The sequence below is a fragment of the Sphingopyxis sp. 550B genome, assembly GCF_057401805.1.
On the sequence record NZ_CM171610.1, the window covers coordinates 3,959,852 to 3,973,383 of the forward strand.

Genomic DNA, 13,532 nt, shown 5'->3' on the forward strand with positions numbered 1-13,532 from the left:
GCTCCATCGCCGCGAAAGGAAAGCCATGTCCCGCCCCGCCCCCGACGCTCCCATCGAAACGCGATGGGAGGGCCGCTTCATCACCGTCCGGCAGCAGGGGACGTGGGAATATGTCTCGCGCTCGCGCGGCATCCACGCCGCGGTGATCCTCGCGATCGACGCGGACGAAAGCGGGCATCACGTCCTGCTGGTCGAACAATATCGCGTGCCGCTGGGGCGCCCCTGCCTCGAACTGCCCGCGGGCCTCGTGGGCGACGACAGCGCGGGCGAGGCGTCGGAAACGGCGGCCGAGCGCGAACTGGAGGAAGAAACCGGCTATCGCGCCGCGCACTGGCGCACGGTCGGCGAATTCTTCAGTTCGCCGGGCATGGTCAGCGAGAGCTTCACCCTGCTCGTCGCCACCGGATTGACCAGGGTCGGCCCCGGCGGCGGAGTCGGCGGCGAAGACATCATCGTCCACCGCGTGCCGCTGACCGGCATCGCCGATTTCGTCGCGGCAAAGCGCACCGAGGGATGCGGCATCGACGTGCGCGTCGCGATGCTGCTTGCGGGAGGCTTGCTGGAGGAATGAGGCTCGTTCGGAACGCGGTTAGCGGGTGCGGTCGGCTTAAACCGGACTCATCTTCCCGTTGATGCAGCTTTAACGCCGCTCACCGCCCCCCGAACCGCCAGCGCAGCAGCGGCCGCGCGAGCAACAGGCCCGCTAGGAAGCCGCCGACATGCGCCCAGATGGCGATGGCGCCGAAACCGGCGCCGCCCGCGAAACCGATCAGCAACTGGACGCCGATCCACGCTGCGGCGAGCCATAGCGCCCGCACCCAATGGCTGGGGATCGGCCCGAGCGCCGGCGCCTGCGACCGGCTGAAGATCAGCGCGAACACCGCGATCAGCGCCGAGATCGCGCCGCTCGCGCCGATCATCGGCACCACCGACGTGGGGTTGGAAAGCCATTGCGCGAATGCGCCGGCGCAGGCGCCGACGACCAACAGGACCGCGATGGCCTTCGTCCCCATCGGCGCTTCGAGCGGCCGCCCGATATAGAGCAGCACGACCAGGTTGAAGATCAGGTGCAGCAGGCTCCCGTGCAGGAAGGCAGAGGTCAGCGGCGTCAGCACGAAAGGCACGAACGGCCCCGGCGGCAGGATCAGCTCGCCGCTCCAGCGCGCCGGCACGAAGCCCGCGCGCACGATCGCCTCGGTCTGGAAACCGCTGAGCGTCAGCACGACGAACAGCGCCGCGCAGAGCAGCGCATAGCCCGTGACCAGCGGCGCGTCCTGCGGCTTCATGCGCGTCCGTCCGTCAGATGAATTCGATCTTCGTCACCAGATAATATTTGTCGCCCGACGGCACGGTGACCTCGATCTCGTCGTCGACGCGGCGGCCGATCAGCGCGCGGCCGAGCGGCGAATTATAGCTGATCCGCCCTTCCTTGGCGTCCGCCTCGGCCTGCCCCACGATCTGGTAGCGCACCGGCTTGTCGTCCTCGTCGGCCAGGGTGACCGTCGCGCCAAAGACGATGCGGTCGCCCGAAAGCGTCGTGGGGTCGATGATCTGCGCGCGCGCCAGCTTGTCCTCGAGATCGCCGATCGACGCCTCGACCTGGCCCTGGCGCTCCTTCGCGGCGTGATATTCGGCATTTTCCGACAGGTCGCCATGCGCGCGCGCTTCCTCGATCGCGTCGACGATCTGCGGGCGCTCGGCCTTCAGCGCGGCGAGTTGGGCGCTCAGCTTCTCATAGCCTTCCGCCAGCATCGGCACCTTTTCAACGCTTGCCATTATCCCATTGTCCTTCGTCAAAAATCCTGTTCCGGCGAACCGGGCGTCGGGCGGCTGAGCCGCTGTTTCCGTCAATGTCGGGGGGTGAAGCGGTGCGTCAATAATAGTCCTGAAGCGGCTTTACTTCAAGACTGCGCGCGCGCAGCGCGCCGATGGCGTGGGTCGCGGCATCGCTTCCCGCCGCCGTCGTGTAATAGGCGACGTCCGCCGCGAGCGCCGAGGCGCGGATCGACTGCGAATCCTGCAGGCTCTGCCATCCCTCGGTGGTGTTGAAAATGAGCTGGACGTCGCCGTCCTTGATCCGGTCGACGATATGCGGACGCCCCTCGGCCACCTTGTTGACGCGCTCGATCGCGATGCCCTGCTCGGCCAGATAGTCGGCGGTGCCGCCGGTCGCGATCACCTGCCACCCCCAGTCGGCGAGTTGCTTCACCGCACCGACGACCCGCGGCTTGTCGCTGTCCTTGACCGACACGAACAGACGGCCCTCGGTCGGCAGGCTGTCGCCCGCGCCGAGCTGCGCCTTGGCAAAGGCTAGGTTGAAATCGCTATCGATTCCCATGACTTCGCCGGTGGACTTCATCTCCGGCGACAGGACCGGATCGGTGCCGGGGAAACGCGCGAAGGGGAAGACCGCTTCCTTCACCGCGACATGCGCGATGTCGCGGTTGATCTTCGGCAGGTCGGCCAGCTTCTCGCCCGCCATCACGCGCGCCGCGATCTTGGCGATCGGCGATCCCACCGCCTTGGCGACGAACGGCACGGTGCGGCTGGCGCGCGGGTTGACCTCGATCAGATAGACGCTGGCCCCGGCGGGCGATCCGGGATCGGCCTGCACCGCGAACTGGATGTTCATCAGCCCGCGCACGTTCAGCGCGCGCGCCAGCGCGTCGGCCTGCCGCTCGATCTCGGCGACGATGTCGGCGGACAGGCTGTAGGGCGGGATCGAGCAGGCGCTGTCGCCCGAATGGACGCCCGCTTCCTCGATATGCTGGAGCACGCCCGCGACCACGACATCGGTGCCGTCGCACAGCGCGTCGACGTCGACCTCGATCGCGTCGCGCAGATAGCGGTCGATCAGCACCGGCGAATCGCCCGATACCTGCACCGCGGTCTCGATATAATTTTCGAGCTGTTCCTGGTCGTCGACGATCTCCATCGCCCGCCCGCCGAGAACATAGCTCGGGCGCGTCAACACCGGGTACCCGATACGCGCCGCGACCGCGATGGCCTCCTCGCGGCTGCGCGCGATGCCGTTGGCGGGCTGCTTGAGGCCGAGCTTGTTGACGAGCGCCGCGAAGCGCTCGCGGTCCTCGGCCAGATCGATTGCGTCGGGTGAGGTTCCCAGGATCGGGATGCCCGCTTCCTCCAGCGCCTGCGCGAGCTTGAGCGGAGTCTGTCCCCCGAACTGGACGATCACGCCGATGAGGGTGCCCTTCGACTGCTCGACGTGCAGGATTTCGAGCACGTCCTCGGCGGTCAGCGGCTCGAAATAGAGGCGGTCCGACGTGTCGTAGTCGGTCGACACCGTCTCCGGGTTGCAGTTGACCATGATCGTCTCATAGCCCGCATCTTCCAGCGCGAAGCAGGCGTGGCAGCAGCAATAGTCGAACTCGATCCCCTGCCCGATCCGGTTCGGGCCGCCGCCCAGGATGACGATCTTTTTCCGGTCGCTCGGATTGGCCTCATTCTCGGGCGCGCCGAAGGTCGGCGCTTCGTAGGTCGAATAGAGATAGGGCGTCTGCGCCTCGAACTCCGCGGCGCAGGTGTCGATGGTCTTGAACACCGGGCGCACGCCCAGCCGGTGACGCAGCGCGCGCACCTCGGCCTCGGTGACGCCGCCGGTCATCGCTTTCACCGCCTCGTGGATCAGGCCGCTACCGAGCGCCGCGGCATGGCCCGCTCCGGGCTGGAGATTCGCCGACTGGAGCGCCAGATAGGCGAGCCTCTTGTCCGAAAAGCCCATCGCCTTCAGCCGCCGCAGTCCTTCGGCATCGCGCGGCAGGCCGTCCGCAACCACGGCCTTCTCGGCCGCGACGATCTCAGCGATGCGGTCGAGGAACCACATGTCATAGCCCGCGATGCGGTTGATCTCGGCGAGCGGTAGCCCCTCGCGGATCGCCTGCGCGGCGACGAGCAACCGGTCGGGGGTCGGCTTCGCCAGTTCGATCTTCAACTGCTCCGCGCTCGCACCAACCAGCCGGTCGACGAAGTTGAAGCCCGACAGCCCGGTTTCCAGCCCGCGCAGCGCCTTTTGCAGGCTTTCGTGGATCGTGCGGCCGATCGCCATCACCTCGCCCACCGACTTCATCGCGGTTGACAGCGTCGCCTCGGCGCCCTTGAACTTCTCGAAGGCGAAGCGCGGAATCTTGGTGACGACATAGTCGATGGTCGGTTCGAACGACGCGGGCGTGACGCCGGTGATGTCGTTCATGATCTCGTCGAGCGTATAGCCGACCGCCAGCTTCGCCGCGACCTTGGCGATCGGGAAGCCCGTCGCCTTCGACGCCAGCGCGGAACTGCGCGACACGCGCGGGTTCATCTCGATCACGATCAGGCGGCCGTCCTTCGGGTTGACCGCGAACTGCACGTTCGACCCGCCCGTCTCGACCCCGATCTCGCGCAGCACCGCGATGCTCGCGTTGCGCATGATCTGATATTCCTTGTCGGTCAGCGTCAGCGCGGGCGCGACGGTGATGCTGTCGCCGGTATGCACGCCCATCGGATCGACATTCTCGATCGAGCAGATGATGATGCAATTGTCCTTGCGATCGCGCACCACCTCCATCTCGAACTCCTTCCAGCCGAGGAGCGATTCCTCGATCAGGACCTCGGTGGTGGGGGATGCGATCAGGCCGCCGCGAACGATGCCCTCGAACTCCTCGCGGTTATAGGCGATGCCGCCGCCGGTGCCGCCGAGCGTGAAGGACGGGCGGATGATCGCGGGCAGGCCGGTGCGTTCGAGCACCGCGAACGCCTCTTCCATCGTGTGCGCGATGCCGCTGCGCGCGCTTTCGAGGCCGATCTTGTCCATCGCATCGCGGAACTTCAGCCGGTCCTCGGCCTTGTCGATCGCCTCGGCGTCGGCGCCGATCATCTCGACCCCGAACTTTTCGAGCGTGCCGTCCTGCGCGAGCGCGAGCGCGGTGTTGAGCGCGGTCTGTCCGCCCATCGTCGGCAGCACCGCCCACCCCCCAGGAAACTCGGCGGTCTCCTTTTCGATGATCTTGGCGACGATCTCGGGCGTGATCGGCTCGACATAGGTCGCATCGGCCAGTTCGGGATCGGTCATGATCGTCGCCGGGTTGGAGTTGACGAGGACGATGCGATAGCCCTCCTCCTTCAGCGCCTTGATCGCCTGCGTCCCCGAATAGTCGAACTCGCACGCCTGACCGATGACGATCGGGCCGGCGCCGATGACGAGGATGGATTTTATGTCGGTTCTTTTGGGCATCTTATTGTTTTCCAAATAGCGCGAGTATCGGCGTAAAAACGGAGGCAATGGACAGAATCGAAGATGCTCGATTGATCATCGTCCATATGTCTCGTTTTGGAGGATCGGGCGCCTCGCATAAAATTTTTGCCGATCGAACAAATGCCAATCCTTGGCCAACGTCGCGATCATTGGACGCTGAACTAGACAAAGTCTTTTCGGCCTCAGTGAGCATTTTCAGCAATTTGAGCTTAATCTCTTCGTTCAATTGAAAATTGGCATCGAGCCCTGTCCACCCCGCGCTATCGATTGGCAAATCGGTCAGAACAGCAGCGGCTTTGGTGAAGCCATGATCAATGGCCTTTTCACAGAGTGCATCGCGATTCTCAAATGCGTAGTCGATAGCCCGACGGCCGAGGCAAAACTTTTCGTCCAAGCCGATGATGGTCATGTCGTTGAATTTGATGTCGCCGTGCTCGCTATGATCATAGATCGCAGAGTCCAAGTCTCCATCCGCCTCTATGTCAAATTGGCAGATGACATCTTCTCGTTCCAACCGATATATAGAGGATTGCAAGTCTTCAATTTTGGCCTCTGAGCTTAGCCCAAAATGCTTTCTGTAATAATGAGCAATTCCATGAAGGCTTTCCAAATCTCCTTCATTTAGAATAATCAAGAATGTAATCTGATCTTCAGCAATCACTTCAACCTACCCACAAACTTCTCGAACAGATAGAAGCTGTCCTGCGGCCCCGGGCTCGCCTCGGGGTGATATTGGACGCTGAACGCCTGCTTGCCCGTGATCGCGATGCCGCAGTTCGATCCGTCGAACAGGCTCTTGTGCGTCTCGACCACGCCCGCGGGAAGCGTCGCGGCGTCGACCGCGAAGCCGTGGTTCATGCTGGTGATCTCGACCACGCCGTCTTCCGCGCGCTGCACCGGATGGTTCGCGCCGCGGTGGCCCTGGTGCATCTTCACCGTCCTGGCACCGACCGCGATGCCCAGCATCTGGTGGCCGAGGCAGATGCCGAACAGCGGAATGTCGCGGTCGAGCAGCCCGCGGATCACCGGCACCGCATATTCCCCCGTCGCCGCGGGGTCGCCGGGGCCGTTCGACAGGAACACGCCGTCGGGCTTGTGGCTCAGCACCTCGTCCAGCGTCGCGGTCGCGGGAACCACGGTGACGCGCGCGCCGGCCTTCACCAGGTTGCGGAAGATATTGTCCTTCGCGCCATAATCGATCGCGACGACATGCGGGCGCGCATCGCCCCCGGCGCTCGCATAGCCCTGTCCCAGCGCCCACGCGCCGCCGGTCCAGTCGCCCGTGTCCGCGCGGCTGACGCCCTTCGCCAGATCGAGGCCTTCCAGCCCCGGCCACCCCCGCGCCATGGCGAGCAGCTCGTCGATGTCGAACCGGCCGTCGGGGCTGTGCGCGATCACGCCGTTCGGCGCCCCCGCGTCGCGGATGCGGCGGGTCAGCGCGCGGGTGTCGATCCCCGCCAGCCCGATCACGCCCTGATCGGCCATCCATTCGGGCAGCGTCTGGACGCTGCGGAAATTGCTGGGCGCCGTCGGCAGTTCGCGCGTGATGCAGCCCACCGCGCCATGCACGCCGCGCTCCATATCCTCCGGGTTCGCGCCGACGTTGCCGATGTGCGGGAAGGTGAAGGTAACGATCTGCCCGGCATAGCTCGGGTCGGTCAGTATCTCCTGATACCCCGTCATCGCGGTGTTGAAGCAGACTTCGCCCACCGCCGCCCCGGCGGCGCCATAACCGATGCCCCACAGCAGCGTGCCGTCGGCGAGGACGAGCACGCCAGTGGCGCCGGCAGGCTGTTTTGCGGGCGCGACTTCAGGCGCGGCGGACGGGGTGGCTGGTGCCATCGAGCATGCTCCGGTGGGAAGGCTAAACGGCCGATCACCTATGCGCCAAAAAAGTGATTCACAAGCTATCGGATTATGAATCTTCCCGCTAAGGGTTCTCCTTTCCGAAATGGCAGCGCAAGAGGACACGCAATGATTCGCGAGGACATCAAGGCTGCGCAGGTTGCCGCGATGAAGGCCGGCGACAAGGCGCGTCTGGGCACCATCCGGCTGATGCTGGCCAAGATCAAGGACCGCGACATCGAGCTTCGCACCGGCACCCCGCCGGCCGACGACGACGTGCTGGTCGTCGACGTGTTGCAGAAGATGGTCAAGCAGCGGCGCGAATCGATCGTGATGTACGAACAGGGCGGCCGCCAGGAACTCGCCGACGCCGAAGCGGCCGAGGTCGCGGTGATCGAGGATTTCCTTCCCGCGCAGCTGGGCGAAGACGAAGCCAGGGCCGCGATCGCGGCGATCGTCGCCGAACTCGGCGCGACGAGCGTCAAGGACATGGGCAAGGTCATGGCCGCGGTGAAGGACCGGCACGGCAGCCAGCTCGACATGAGCAAGGCGAGCGGTTGGGTGAAGGCGGCGCTGGGCTGATAGCGGATAAAACCGTCTTCCTTCTTCCGTTCGTGTCGAGCGAAGTCGAGACACCCATCTATTGCGCACGCCTTCGGGGTGTCTCGACTTCGCTCGACACGAACGGGTAGAGAGCGGGAATGGCGTTCTGGTCCTACATCCTGCTTTGTGCCGATGGGCGATACTATACCGGGCATACGGATGAGCTGGAGCGCCGGATCGCGCAGCACCAGTCGGGGGAGATCGAAGGCTTTACGTCGTCACGATTGCCGGTTCGGCTGATGTGGTCGCAGGACTTCCCGACGCGGACAGAGGCCCTGGAAGCTGAGTTGCGGGTCAAGAAATGGTCACGCGCCAAGAAGGAGGCGCTGATCCGCGAGGATTGGGCAGCCATCAGCCATTTCGCCAAGCCGCCCAAAGAGCGCTCCGCCGCCCCCTCTTCCGTTCGTGTCGAGCGAAGTCGAGACACGAACGGCAATGAATCCGAGGGTCTGTCCTGATGGCCCTCACCCCGCAATGGCTCGACGAACTGCGCTCGCGCGTCACGCTGTCCACGCTGATCGGACGGACGGTGAAGATCACGCGCGCGGGGCGCGAGTATAAGGCCTGCTGCCCTTTCCATAACGAAAAGACGCCCAGCTTCACAATCAACGACGAAAAGGGCTTCTATCACTGCTTCGGCTGCGGCGCGCACGGCGACGCTATCCGCTGGATGACCGACCAGCGCGGCCTGTCGTTCATGGACGCGGTCAAGGAACTCGCCGCCGAAGCGGGCATGGAGGTTCCCGCCCCCGACCCGCGCGCCGCGAAGAAGGCCGAGGCGCAGGCCAGCCTGCGCGACGTCGTGCAGGCCGCCGCCGACTGGTTCGCGCAGCAGCTCGCCAGCGGCAACGGCGCCCCGGCGCGCGATTATCTAGCAAAGCGCGGCATTTCGGACGCGACCCGCGACGCCTTCGGCTTCGGCCTCGCCTCCGACAGCCGCAGCGCGCTGAAGGAAGCGCTGAAGAAATTCCCGACCGCGATGCTCGTCGAATCGGGGATGCTGATCTCGGTCGAAGAGAAAGAGCCTTACGACCGTTTCCGCGGCCGCCTGATGATCCCGATCCGCGACGCGCGCGGCCGCGTAATCGCGTTCGGCGGGCGCATCCTGGGCGACGGTGAGCCCAAATATCTGAACTCGCCCGACACGCCGCTGTTCGACAAGGGGCGCACCCTGTTCAACCTCGACAAGGCGAGCCCGGCATCGCGCCGCACCGACCGCGTCATCGTCGTCGAGGGCTATATGGACGTGATCGCGCTCGCAGAGGCGGGGATCGCCGACGCGGTCGCGCCGCTCGGCACCGCGCTCACCGAAAGCCAGCTCGGCCTGCTGTGGCGAATGGTGCCGGTGCCGCTGCTCTGCTTCGACGGCGACGCGGCGGGGCAGAAGGCGGCGATGCGCGCTGCGACGCGCGCACTGCCGCTGCTCCGTCCGGGCTTCAGCCTCGCCTTCGCGACCCTGCCCGCCGGGCAGGACCCCGACGACCTCGTCCGCGCGAAGGGCGCCGAAGGCTTCGCCGGCGTGCTCGACGACGCCCAGCCGCTCGTCGAACGGCTGTGGACGTACGAGGTCGCGGCGGCACCGCTGAACACACCCGAGGAGCGCGCCGCGCTGAAAACGCGGCTGCTGGCCCACGCCGACGCGATCCAGGACCCCGACGTGCGCCACCATTATCGCGAAGCCTTTCGCGAGCGGCTCGACACGCTGTTCGCGCGCGCGCGGGCCGAACGCGGCCCGCGCGTCCCGTGGGCGCCGCAGGGGCAGCGCGGCGGCGGGCGGCGCTTTCAGCCCGACCCGCGGCTGCAGCCGCCCGCCGACGAGACGCGGTCGATCGGACAGGCGGGAATCGCCGCCCCGCTCGCGGCGGCGCTGATCGGCGGATTGCTGCGCTATCCCGAGGTGTTGCGCCGCCACGAGGAGGCGCTGGCGCGACTCCCGGTGCCCGATTCCGCCGACGCCGAACTGCTCGGCCTGATGCTTGACATCGCGATGCGCGAAGAAGGGCTTGATACCGAGGGGTTGCTTGCCATATTGGAGCCGATGAAAGTGTATAATAGGGCGATGGCATTGCTCAGAGCCGACCGAATGCACTTCTCGTTCAATCGACGGCTGGAAGGCGATGAAGGGGTTGCCAAGGCGCGGGAAACCGCGCTGCGCGACCTTGACGAATATATCGGCGTGCTGGTGACGCAGCCCGAAATCCGTGCCCGGCTGGCCGAGGCGACCGCGGATTTCCAGCGGACGATGGACGACGAAGGCCTGGCGCGGCAGCAGAAACTGCGCGCGATGGACGAGGAACTGACCCGCAGGCTGGCCGCGCTGTCCGACAGCAGCCAGCTCTGACCATTTGATGCCCCAAGGCAGGAACAACGCATGGCAACGAAGAATACCGCCGAAACCGACGCTCCGCTGATCGACCTCAACGAGGCCGACGTCAAGAAGCTGATCGCGCGCGGCAAGAAGCGCGGTTACCTGACCTACGACGAGCTCAACGAGGCGCTGCCGCAGGACCAGATGTCGTCCGAGCAGATCGAGGACATCATGTCGGCGATCTCCGACATGGGCATCAACATCGTCGAAAGCGACGAGGACGTGCAGGAGGAAGCCGAGCAGGAGGCCGACGACGACATCGACGTCGCCGCCAATTCGGGTTCGGTGTCCGCGCCCGCGGTCGAGAAGAAGAAGGAAACGGTCGACCGCACCGACGACCCCGTGCGCATGTACCTGCGCGAGATGGGCGCCGTCGAACTGCTGAGCCGCGAGGGCGAGATCGCGATCGCCAAGCGCATCGAGGCGGGCCGCGACACGATGATCCTCGGCCTGTGCGAAAGCCCGCTGACCTTCAACGCGATCATCGAATGGTCGAACGCGCTCAACAACGGCGACATGCAGCTTCGCGAGATCGTCGACCTCGAAGCGATGCTGACCAAGGATCCCGCGCCCGAGAATCTCGAGGACGAGGAAGAGGTCGACGGCGAGATCAGCGAGAAGAACGCCGGCGTCTCGTTCAAGGACGAGGACGAGGTCGAGGAGGAGCCCGAGGCCGACGGCGACGACGAAGAGGGCGGCGCGGCCAAGAAGCGCGAGAATTACGACGACGACGACGAGGACAATACGCTGAGCCTCGCCGCGATGGAAGAATTGCTCAAGCCCGACGCACTCGAAAAGTTCGCGGCGATCACCAAGAGCTTCAAGGCGTTTCAGAAGCTGCAGGAAGCGCGGCTCGACGCACTGTCGGCGGCCGGCGACTTCCCCGCGGCGTCGGAGAAGAAATATCACAAGCTGCGCGAGGAACTGACCGCGCAGGTCGAAAGCGTGCAGTTCCACGGCACCAAGATCGAATATCTGGTCGACCAGCTCTACAGCTACAACCGGCGCCTGACCGCGCTCGGCGGCCAGATGCTGCGCCTGGCCGAACGCCACAAGGTGGCGCGCAAGTCGTTCCTCGACCATTATGTCGGGCGCGAGCTCGAGGAGAATTGGCTCGACGAGGTCGGCAAGCTCGACAAGAAATGGGCCGCCTTTGCCGAGAATGAGGCGGTCGCGGTCGATCGCATCCGCACCGAGATTTCAGAGATCGCGCAGGCGGCGGGGATGAGCCTCGTCGAATTCCGCCGCGTCGTGAACATGGTCCAGAAAGGCGAGCGCGAGGCGCGCATCGCCAAGAAGGAAATGGTCGAGGCGAACCTGCGCCTCGTCATCTCGATCGCCAAGAAATACACCAACCGCGGGTTGCAGTTCCTCGACCTGATCCAGGAAGGCAACATCGGGCTGATGAAGGCGGTCGACAAGTTCGAATATCGCCGCGGCTACAAGTTCAGCACTTATGCGACTTGGTGGATCCGCCAGGCGATCACCCGCAGCATCGCCGACCAGGCACGCACGATCCGCATCCCGGTCCACATGATCGAGACGATCAACAAGCTGGTGCGGTGCAGCCGCCAGTTCCTGCACGAAAGCGGCCGCGAGCCGACGCCGGAGGAAATGGCCGAACGGCTGTCGATGCCGCTCGAAAAGGTCCGCAAGGTGATGAAGATCGCCAAGGAGCCGATCAGCCTCGAAACGCCGATCGGCGACGAGGAGGATTCGCACCTCGGCGATTTCATCGAGGACAAGAACGCCGTGATCCCGGTCGACGCCGCGGTGCAGTCGAACCTCAAGGAAACGGTCACGCGAGTCCTGGCTTCGCTGACCCCGCGTGAGGAGCGGGTTCTGCGCATGCGCTTCGGCATCGGCATGAACACCGACCACACGCTGGAGGAGGTCGGCCAGCAGTTCAGCGTCACCCGCGAACGCATCCGCCAGATCGAGGCGAAGGCGCTACGCAAGCTCAAGCACCCGTCGCGCAGCCGCAAGATGCGCAGTTTCCTCGACCAGTAAGCGCGCGCGTTCCGGCGGCGGGGCCCGGGCTGAACCGCCCAAGCCCTCTCCTCTTCAGGGGGTGACACATCATCTCGTGTCCCCGCGCAGGCGGGGACCCAGAGCGGCCCGACGCCACCTTGGCGCTATCCGCTCTGGGCCCCCGCCTGCGCGGGAGCACTCGGCTGCTCGATCCGGACCCGAATTCGGATGCCCCCCACTCGCGACGTTGCGAGCGGAGCGAAGCAACCCGGGGCGGTTACCGCCCGCTCCGGATCGCCGCTGACCTGTGGGGATTCGGCTTCCGGCACGCTGCCTCATCCCTTCGTCATGCTGAACTCGTTTCAGCATCCATGGCCGGACCTTCCCTTTTGTGCCGCCTTTCAGGCGAGGGCAGACCATGGCCCCCCGGATCGGGTCCGGGGCAGGCTCTGAAACAAGTTCAGGGTGACGAAAGGGAGAAACCGCGCACAACGCCGAATCCCCCCAGACCATAGCCATGGGCTGCACTTTTTCGCTGCCCCGCAAAATACTCCATCAGGGCCTGTTCCCCGGCGAAAGCCGGGGTCCAGGTGGCACAGCGCTACCACGCATGGACCCCGGCTTTCGCCGGGGAACGTTTCCTTGCCGAAAACGGACGATTCCCGAACCCATTTAAGATGGCCATTGGCGGAAAGCGTCCGGCAAACCCGAATCCCCCACGCTGCATAAAGTTTCGCCCTACCGCTATGCTGCACCGCACAAATATTTTGCCGCCACGGTCTTCAAATTTTCATCTTCGCGCCCCAGATAGCGACCCGCCGGACAGGTCGAGCTTCATTCGCCATTCATTCGGCACCCATCAAATGGTGATCCTTCCCATTCGTTGGGAATCGATGCATCGAAAAAGGCACCGGATGGCGCATATCAGCCCGAAAACGCCCGAAAACGGAGAGAAAGCCCGAATTGGCACGCCCGTTGCTTTGGAACGGACATGGGTGGGGAACGGCCCACCGCCAGAACGAAAGACGAACAAGATGGAACAGGAAACCACCAATCTCTTCCGCCGCCGCGATACCTTCTTCGGCATCTGCGAGGCCGTGGGCCAGGACTTCGGCTTCAACCCGCTGTACCTGCGGCTCGCCTTCATCGCGCCGCTCTTCTTCTTCCCGGTGCAGACCTTCGCCGCCTATTTCGCGCTGGGAGGCATCGTGCTCGCCTCGCGCCTGATCTTCCCCGCCAGGACCGCGCCCGCGGCGACAGAGGCGGAAACGGAAACGCGCACGCCGCAGACCGAAGAGATGGCCCTCGCGGCTTGAGGGCTTGCGGGGCGGGGCCGCCCCTCTCTGGCCCCGCCCCGCTTCCCCGATCCCGCGGCGTTCCACTGGCGCCGCGGTCCCTGGGGACCGGCAGTTCCCTTGCCTGCCGGTCCCCTTGATTCTGTCCCGTGCGGGGACAGGCGCGCGGCACTTTGCCGGCGCCTCATAAACGCGACGT

The 13,532-nt window shown here is 65.2% G+C and carries 11 protein-coding genes; 6 read left to right on the forward strand and 5 right to left on the reverse strand.

What is annotated here, in order from left to right:
- Nucleotides 1-25: 25 nt before the first annotated feature.
- Nucleotides 26-571: an NUDIX hydrolase gene (locus tag AC2S9W_RS18380; RefSeq protein ID WP_067105407.1), complete on the forward strand. Its 546-nt coding sequence runs from the start codon at nucleotides 26-28 to the stop codon at nucleotides 569-571.
- A 79-nt stretch (nucleotides 572-650) separates the two neighbouring features.
- On the opposite strand, the gene AC2S9W_RS18385 is transcribed toward AC2S9W_RS18380, so the two are convergent.
- The 5 genes from AC2S9W_RS18385 to carA all read right to left on the reverse strand — a co-directional run bounded on the left by AC2S9W_RS18385 (nucleotide 651) and on the right by carA (nucleotide 7,093).
- A complete protein-coding gene (locus AC2S9W_RS18385; RefSeq protein ID WP_067105408.1) occupies nucleotides 651-1,286 on the reverse strand; it encodes a rhomboid family intramembrane serine protease in 636 nt (211 codons plus the stop codon).
- 13 nt (nucleotides 1,287-1,299) lie between these two features.
- Nucleotides 1,300-1,776, reverse strand: coding sequence for a transcription elongation factor GreA (gene greA / locus AC2S9W_RS18390; RefSeq protein WP_067105409.1), 477 nt, complete (start codon nucleotides 1,774-1,776; stop codon nucleotides 1,300-1,302).
- Between the two features lie 97 nt (nucleotides 1,777-1,873).
- Nucleotides 1,874-5,230 (reverse strand): carbamoyl-phosphate synthase large subunit, encoded by a 3,357-nt coding sequence (gene carB / locus AC2S9W_RS18395; protein ID WP_486571395.1) that lies wholly within the window; start codon nucleotides 5,228-5,230, stop codon nucleotides 1,874-1,876.
- 1 nt (nucleotide 5,231) lies between these two features.
- Nucleotides 5,232-5,912: a hypothetical protein gene (locus AC2S9W_RS18400; RefSeq protein WP_486571396.1), complete on the reverse strand. Its 681-nt coding sequence runs from the start codon at nucleotides 5,910-5,912 to the stop codon at nucleotides 5,232-5,234.
- Nucleotides 5,909-7,093 carry a glutamine-hydrolyzing carbamoyl-phosphate synthase small subunit gene (gene carA / locus AC2S9W_RS18405; RefSeq protein WP_486571397.1) on the reverse strand — a complete coding sequence of 395 codons (1,185 nt, stop codon included), beginning with the start codon at nucleotides 7,091-7,093 and terminating at the stop codon, nucleotides 5,909-5,911. Before carA ends, AC2S9W_RS18400 begins: the two co-directional genes overlap by 4 nt.
- Before the next feature lie 132 nt (nucleotides 7,094-7,225).
- On the opposite strand from carA, the gene AC2S9W_RS18410 reads away from it, so the two are divergent.
- The 5 genes from AC2S9W_RS18410 (at nucleotide 7,226) to AC2S9W_RS18430 (ending at nucleotide 13,354) form a co-directional block, all read left to right on the forward strand.
- Complete coding sequence (locus AC2S9W_RS18410; protein WP_486571398.1) at nucleotides 7,226-7,678, forward strand: GatB/YqeY domain-containing protein; 453 nt, start codon at nucleotides 7,226-7,228, stop codon at nucleotides 7,676-7,678.
- Between the two features lie 119 nt (nucleotides 7,679-7,797).
- The gene (locus AC2S9W_RS18415; RefSeq protein WP_486571399.1) at nucleotides 7,798-8,157 is read left to right on the forward strand and encodes a GIY-YIG nuclease family protein; all 360 of its coding nucleotides are present in this window, start codon (nucleotides 7,798-7,800) and stop codon (nucleotides 8,155-8,157) included.
- Nucleotides 8,157-10,040 (forward strand): DNA primase, encoded by a 1,884-nt coding sequence (gene dnaG, locus AC2S9W_RS18420; protein WP_486571400.1) that lies wholly within the window; start codon nucleotides 8,157-8,159, stop codon nucleotides 10,038-10,040. The genes AC2S9W_RS18415 and dnaG overlap by 1 nt, the downstream gene beginning before the upstream one ends.
- 30 nt (nucleotides 10,041-10,070) lie before the next feature.
- On the forward strand, nucleotides 10,071-12,077 hold the full coding sequence (gene rpoD, locus AC2S9W_RS18425; RefSeq protein ID WP_067105416.1) for an RNA polymerase sigma factor RpoD: 2,007 nt from the start codon (nucleotides 10,071-10,073) through the stop codon (nucleotides 12,075-12,077).
- Nucleotides 12,078-12,952: 875 nt separating this feature from the next.
- The gene (locus AC2S9W_RS18430) at nucleotides 12,953-13,354 is read left to right on the forward strand and encodes a PspC domain-containing protein (protein WP_486571401.1); all 402 of its coding nucleotides are present in this window, start codon (nucleotides 12,953-12,955) and stop codon (nucleotides 13,352-13,354) included.
- Nucleotides 13,355-13,532 lie beyond the last annotated feature (178 nt).

Excerpts from the sequence above, each read along its gene's own strand:
- AC2S9W_RS18380 (WP_067105407.1), top strand. The coding sequence starts at position 26 with ATGTCCCGCCCCGCCCCCGACGCTCCCATCGAAACGCGATGGGAGGGC.
- AC2S9W_RS18385 (WP_067105408.1), bottom strand. The coding sequence starts at position 1,286 with ATGAAGCCGCAGGACGCGCCGCTGGTCACGGGCTATGCGCTGCTCTGC.
- greA (WP_067105409.1), bottom strand. The coding sequence starts at position 1,776 with ATGGCAAGCGTTGAAAAGGTGCCGATGCTGGCGGAAGGCTATGAGAAG.
- carB (WP_486571395.1), bottom strand. The coding sequence starts at position 5,230 with ATGCCCAAAAGAACCGACATAAAATCCATCCTCGTCATCGGCGCCGGC.
- carA (WP_486571397.1), bottom strand. The coding sequence starts at position 7,093 with ATGGCACCAGCCACCCCGTCCGCCGCGCCTGAAGTCGCGCCCGCAAAA.
- AC2S9W_RS18410 (WP_486571398.1), top strand. The coding sequence starts at position 7,226 with ATGATTCGCGAGGACATCAAGGCTGCGCAGGTTGCCGCGATGAAGGCC.
- AC2S9W_RS18415 (WP_486571399.1), top strand. The coding sequence starts at position 7,798 with ATGGCGTTCTGGTCCTACATCCTGCTTTGTGCCGATGGGCGATACTAT.
- dnaG (WP_486571400.1), top strand. The coding sequence starts at position 8,157 with ATGGCCCTCACCCCGCAATGGCTCGACGAACTGCGCTCGCGCGTCACG.
- rpoD (WP_067105416.1), top strand. The coding sequence starts at position 10,071 with ATGGCAACGAAGAATACCGCCGAAACCGACGCTCCGCTGATCGACCTC.
- AC2S9W_RS18430 (WP_486571401.1), top strand. The coding sequence starts at position 12,953 with ATGGCGCATATCAGCCCGAAAACGCCCGAAAACGGAGAGAAAGCCCGA.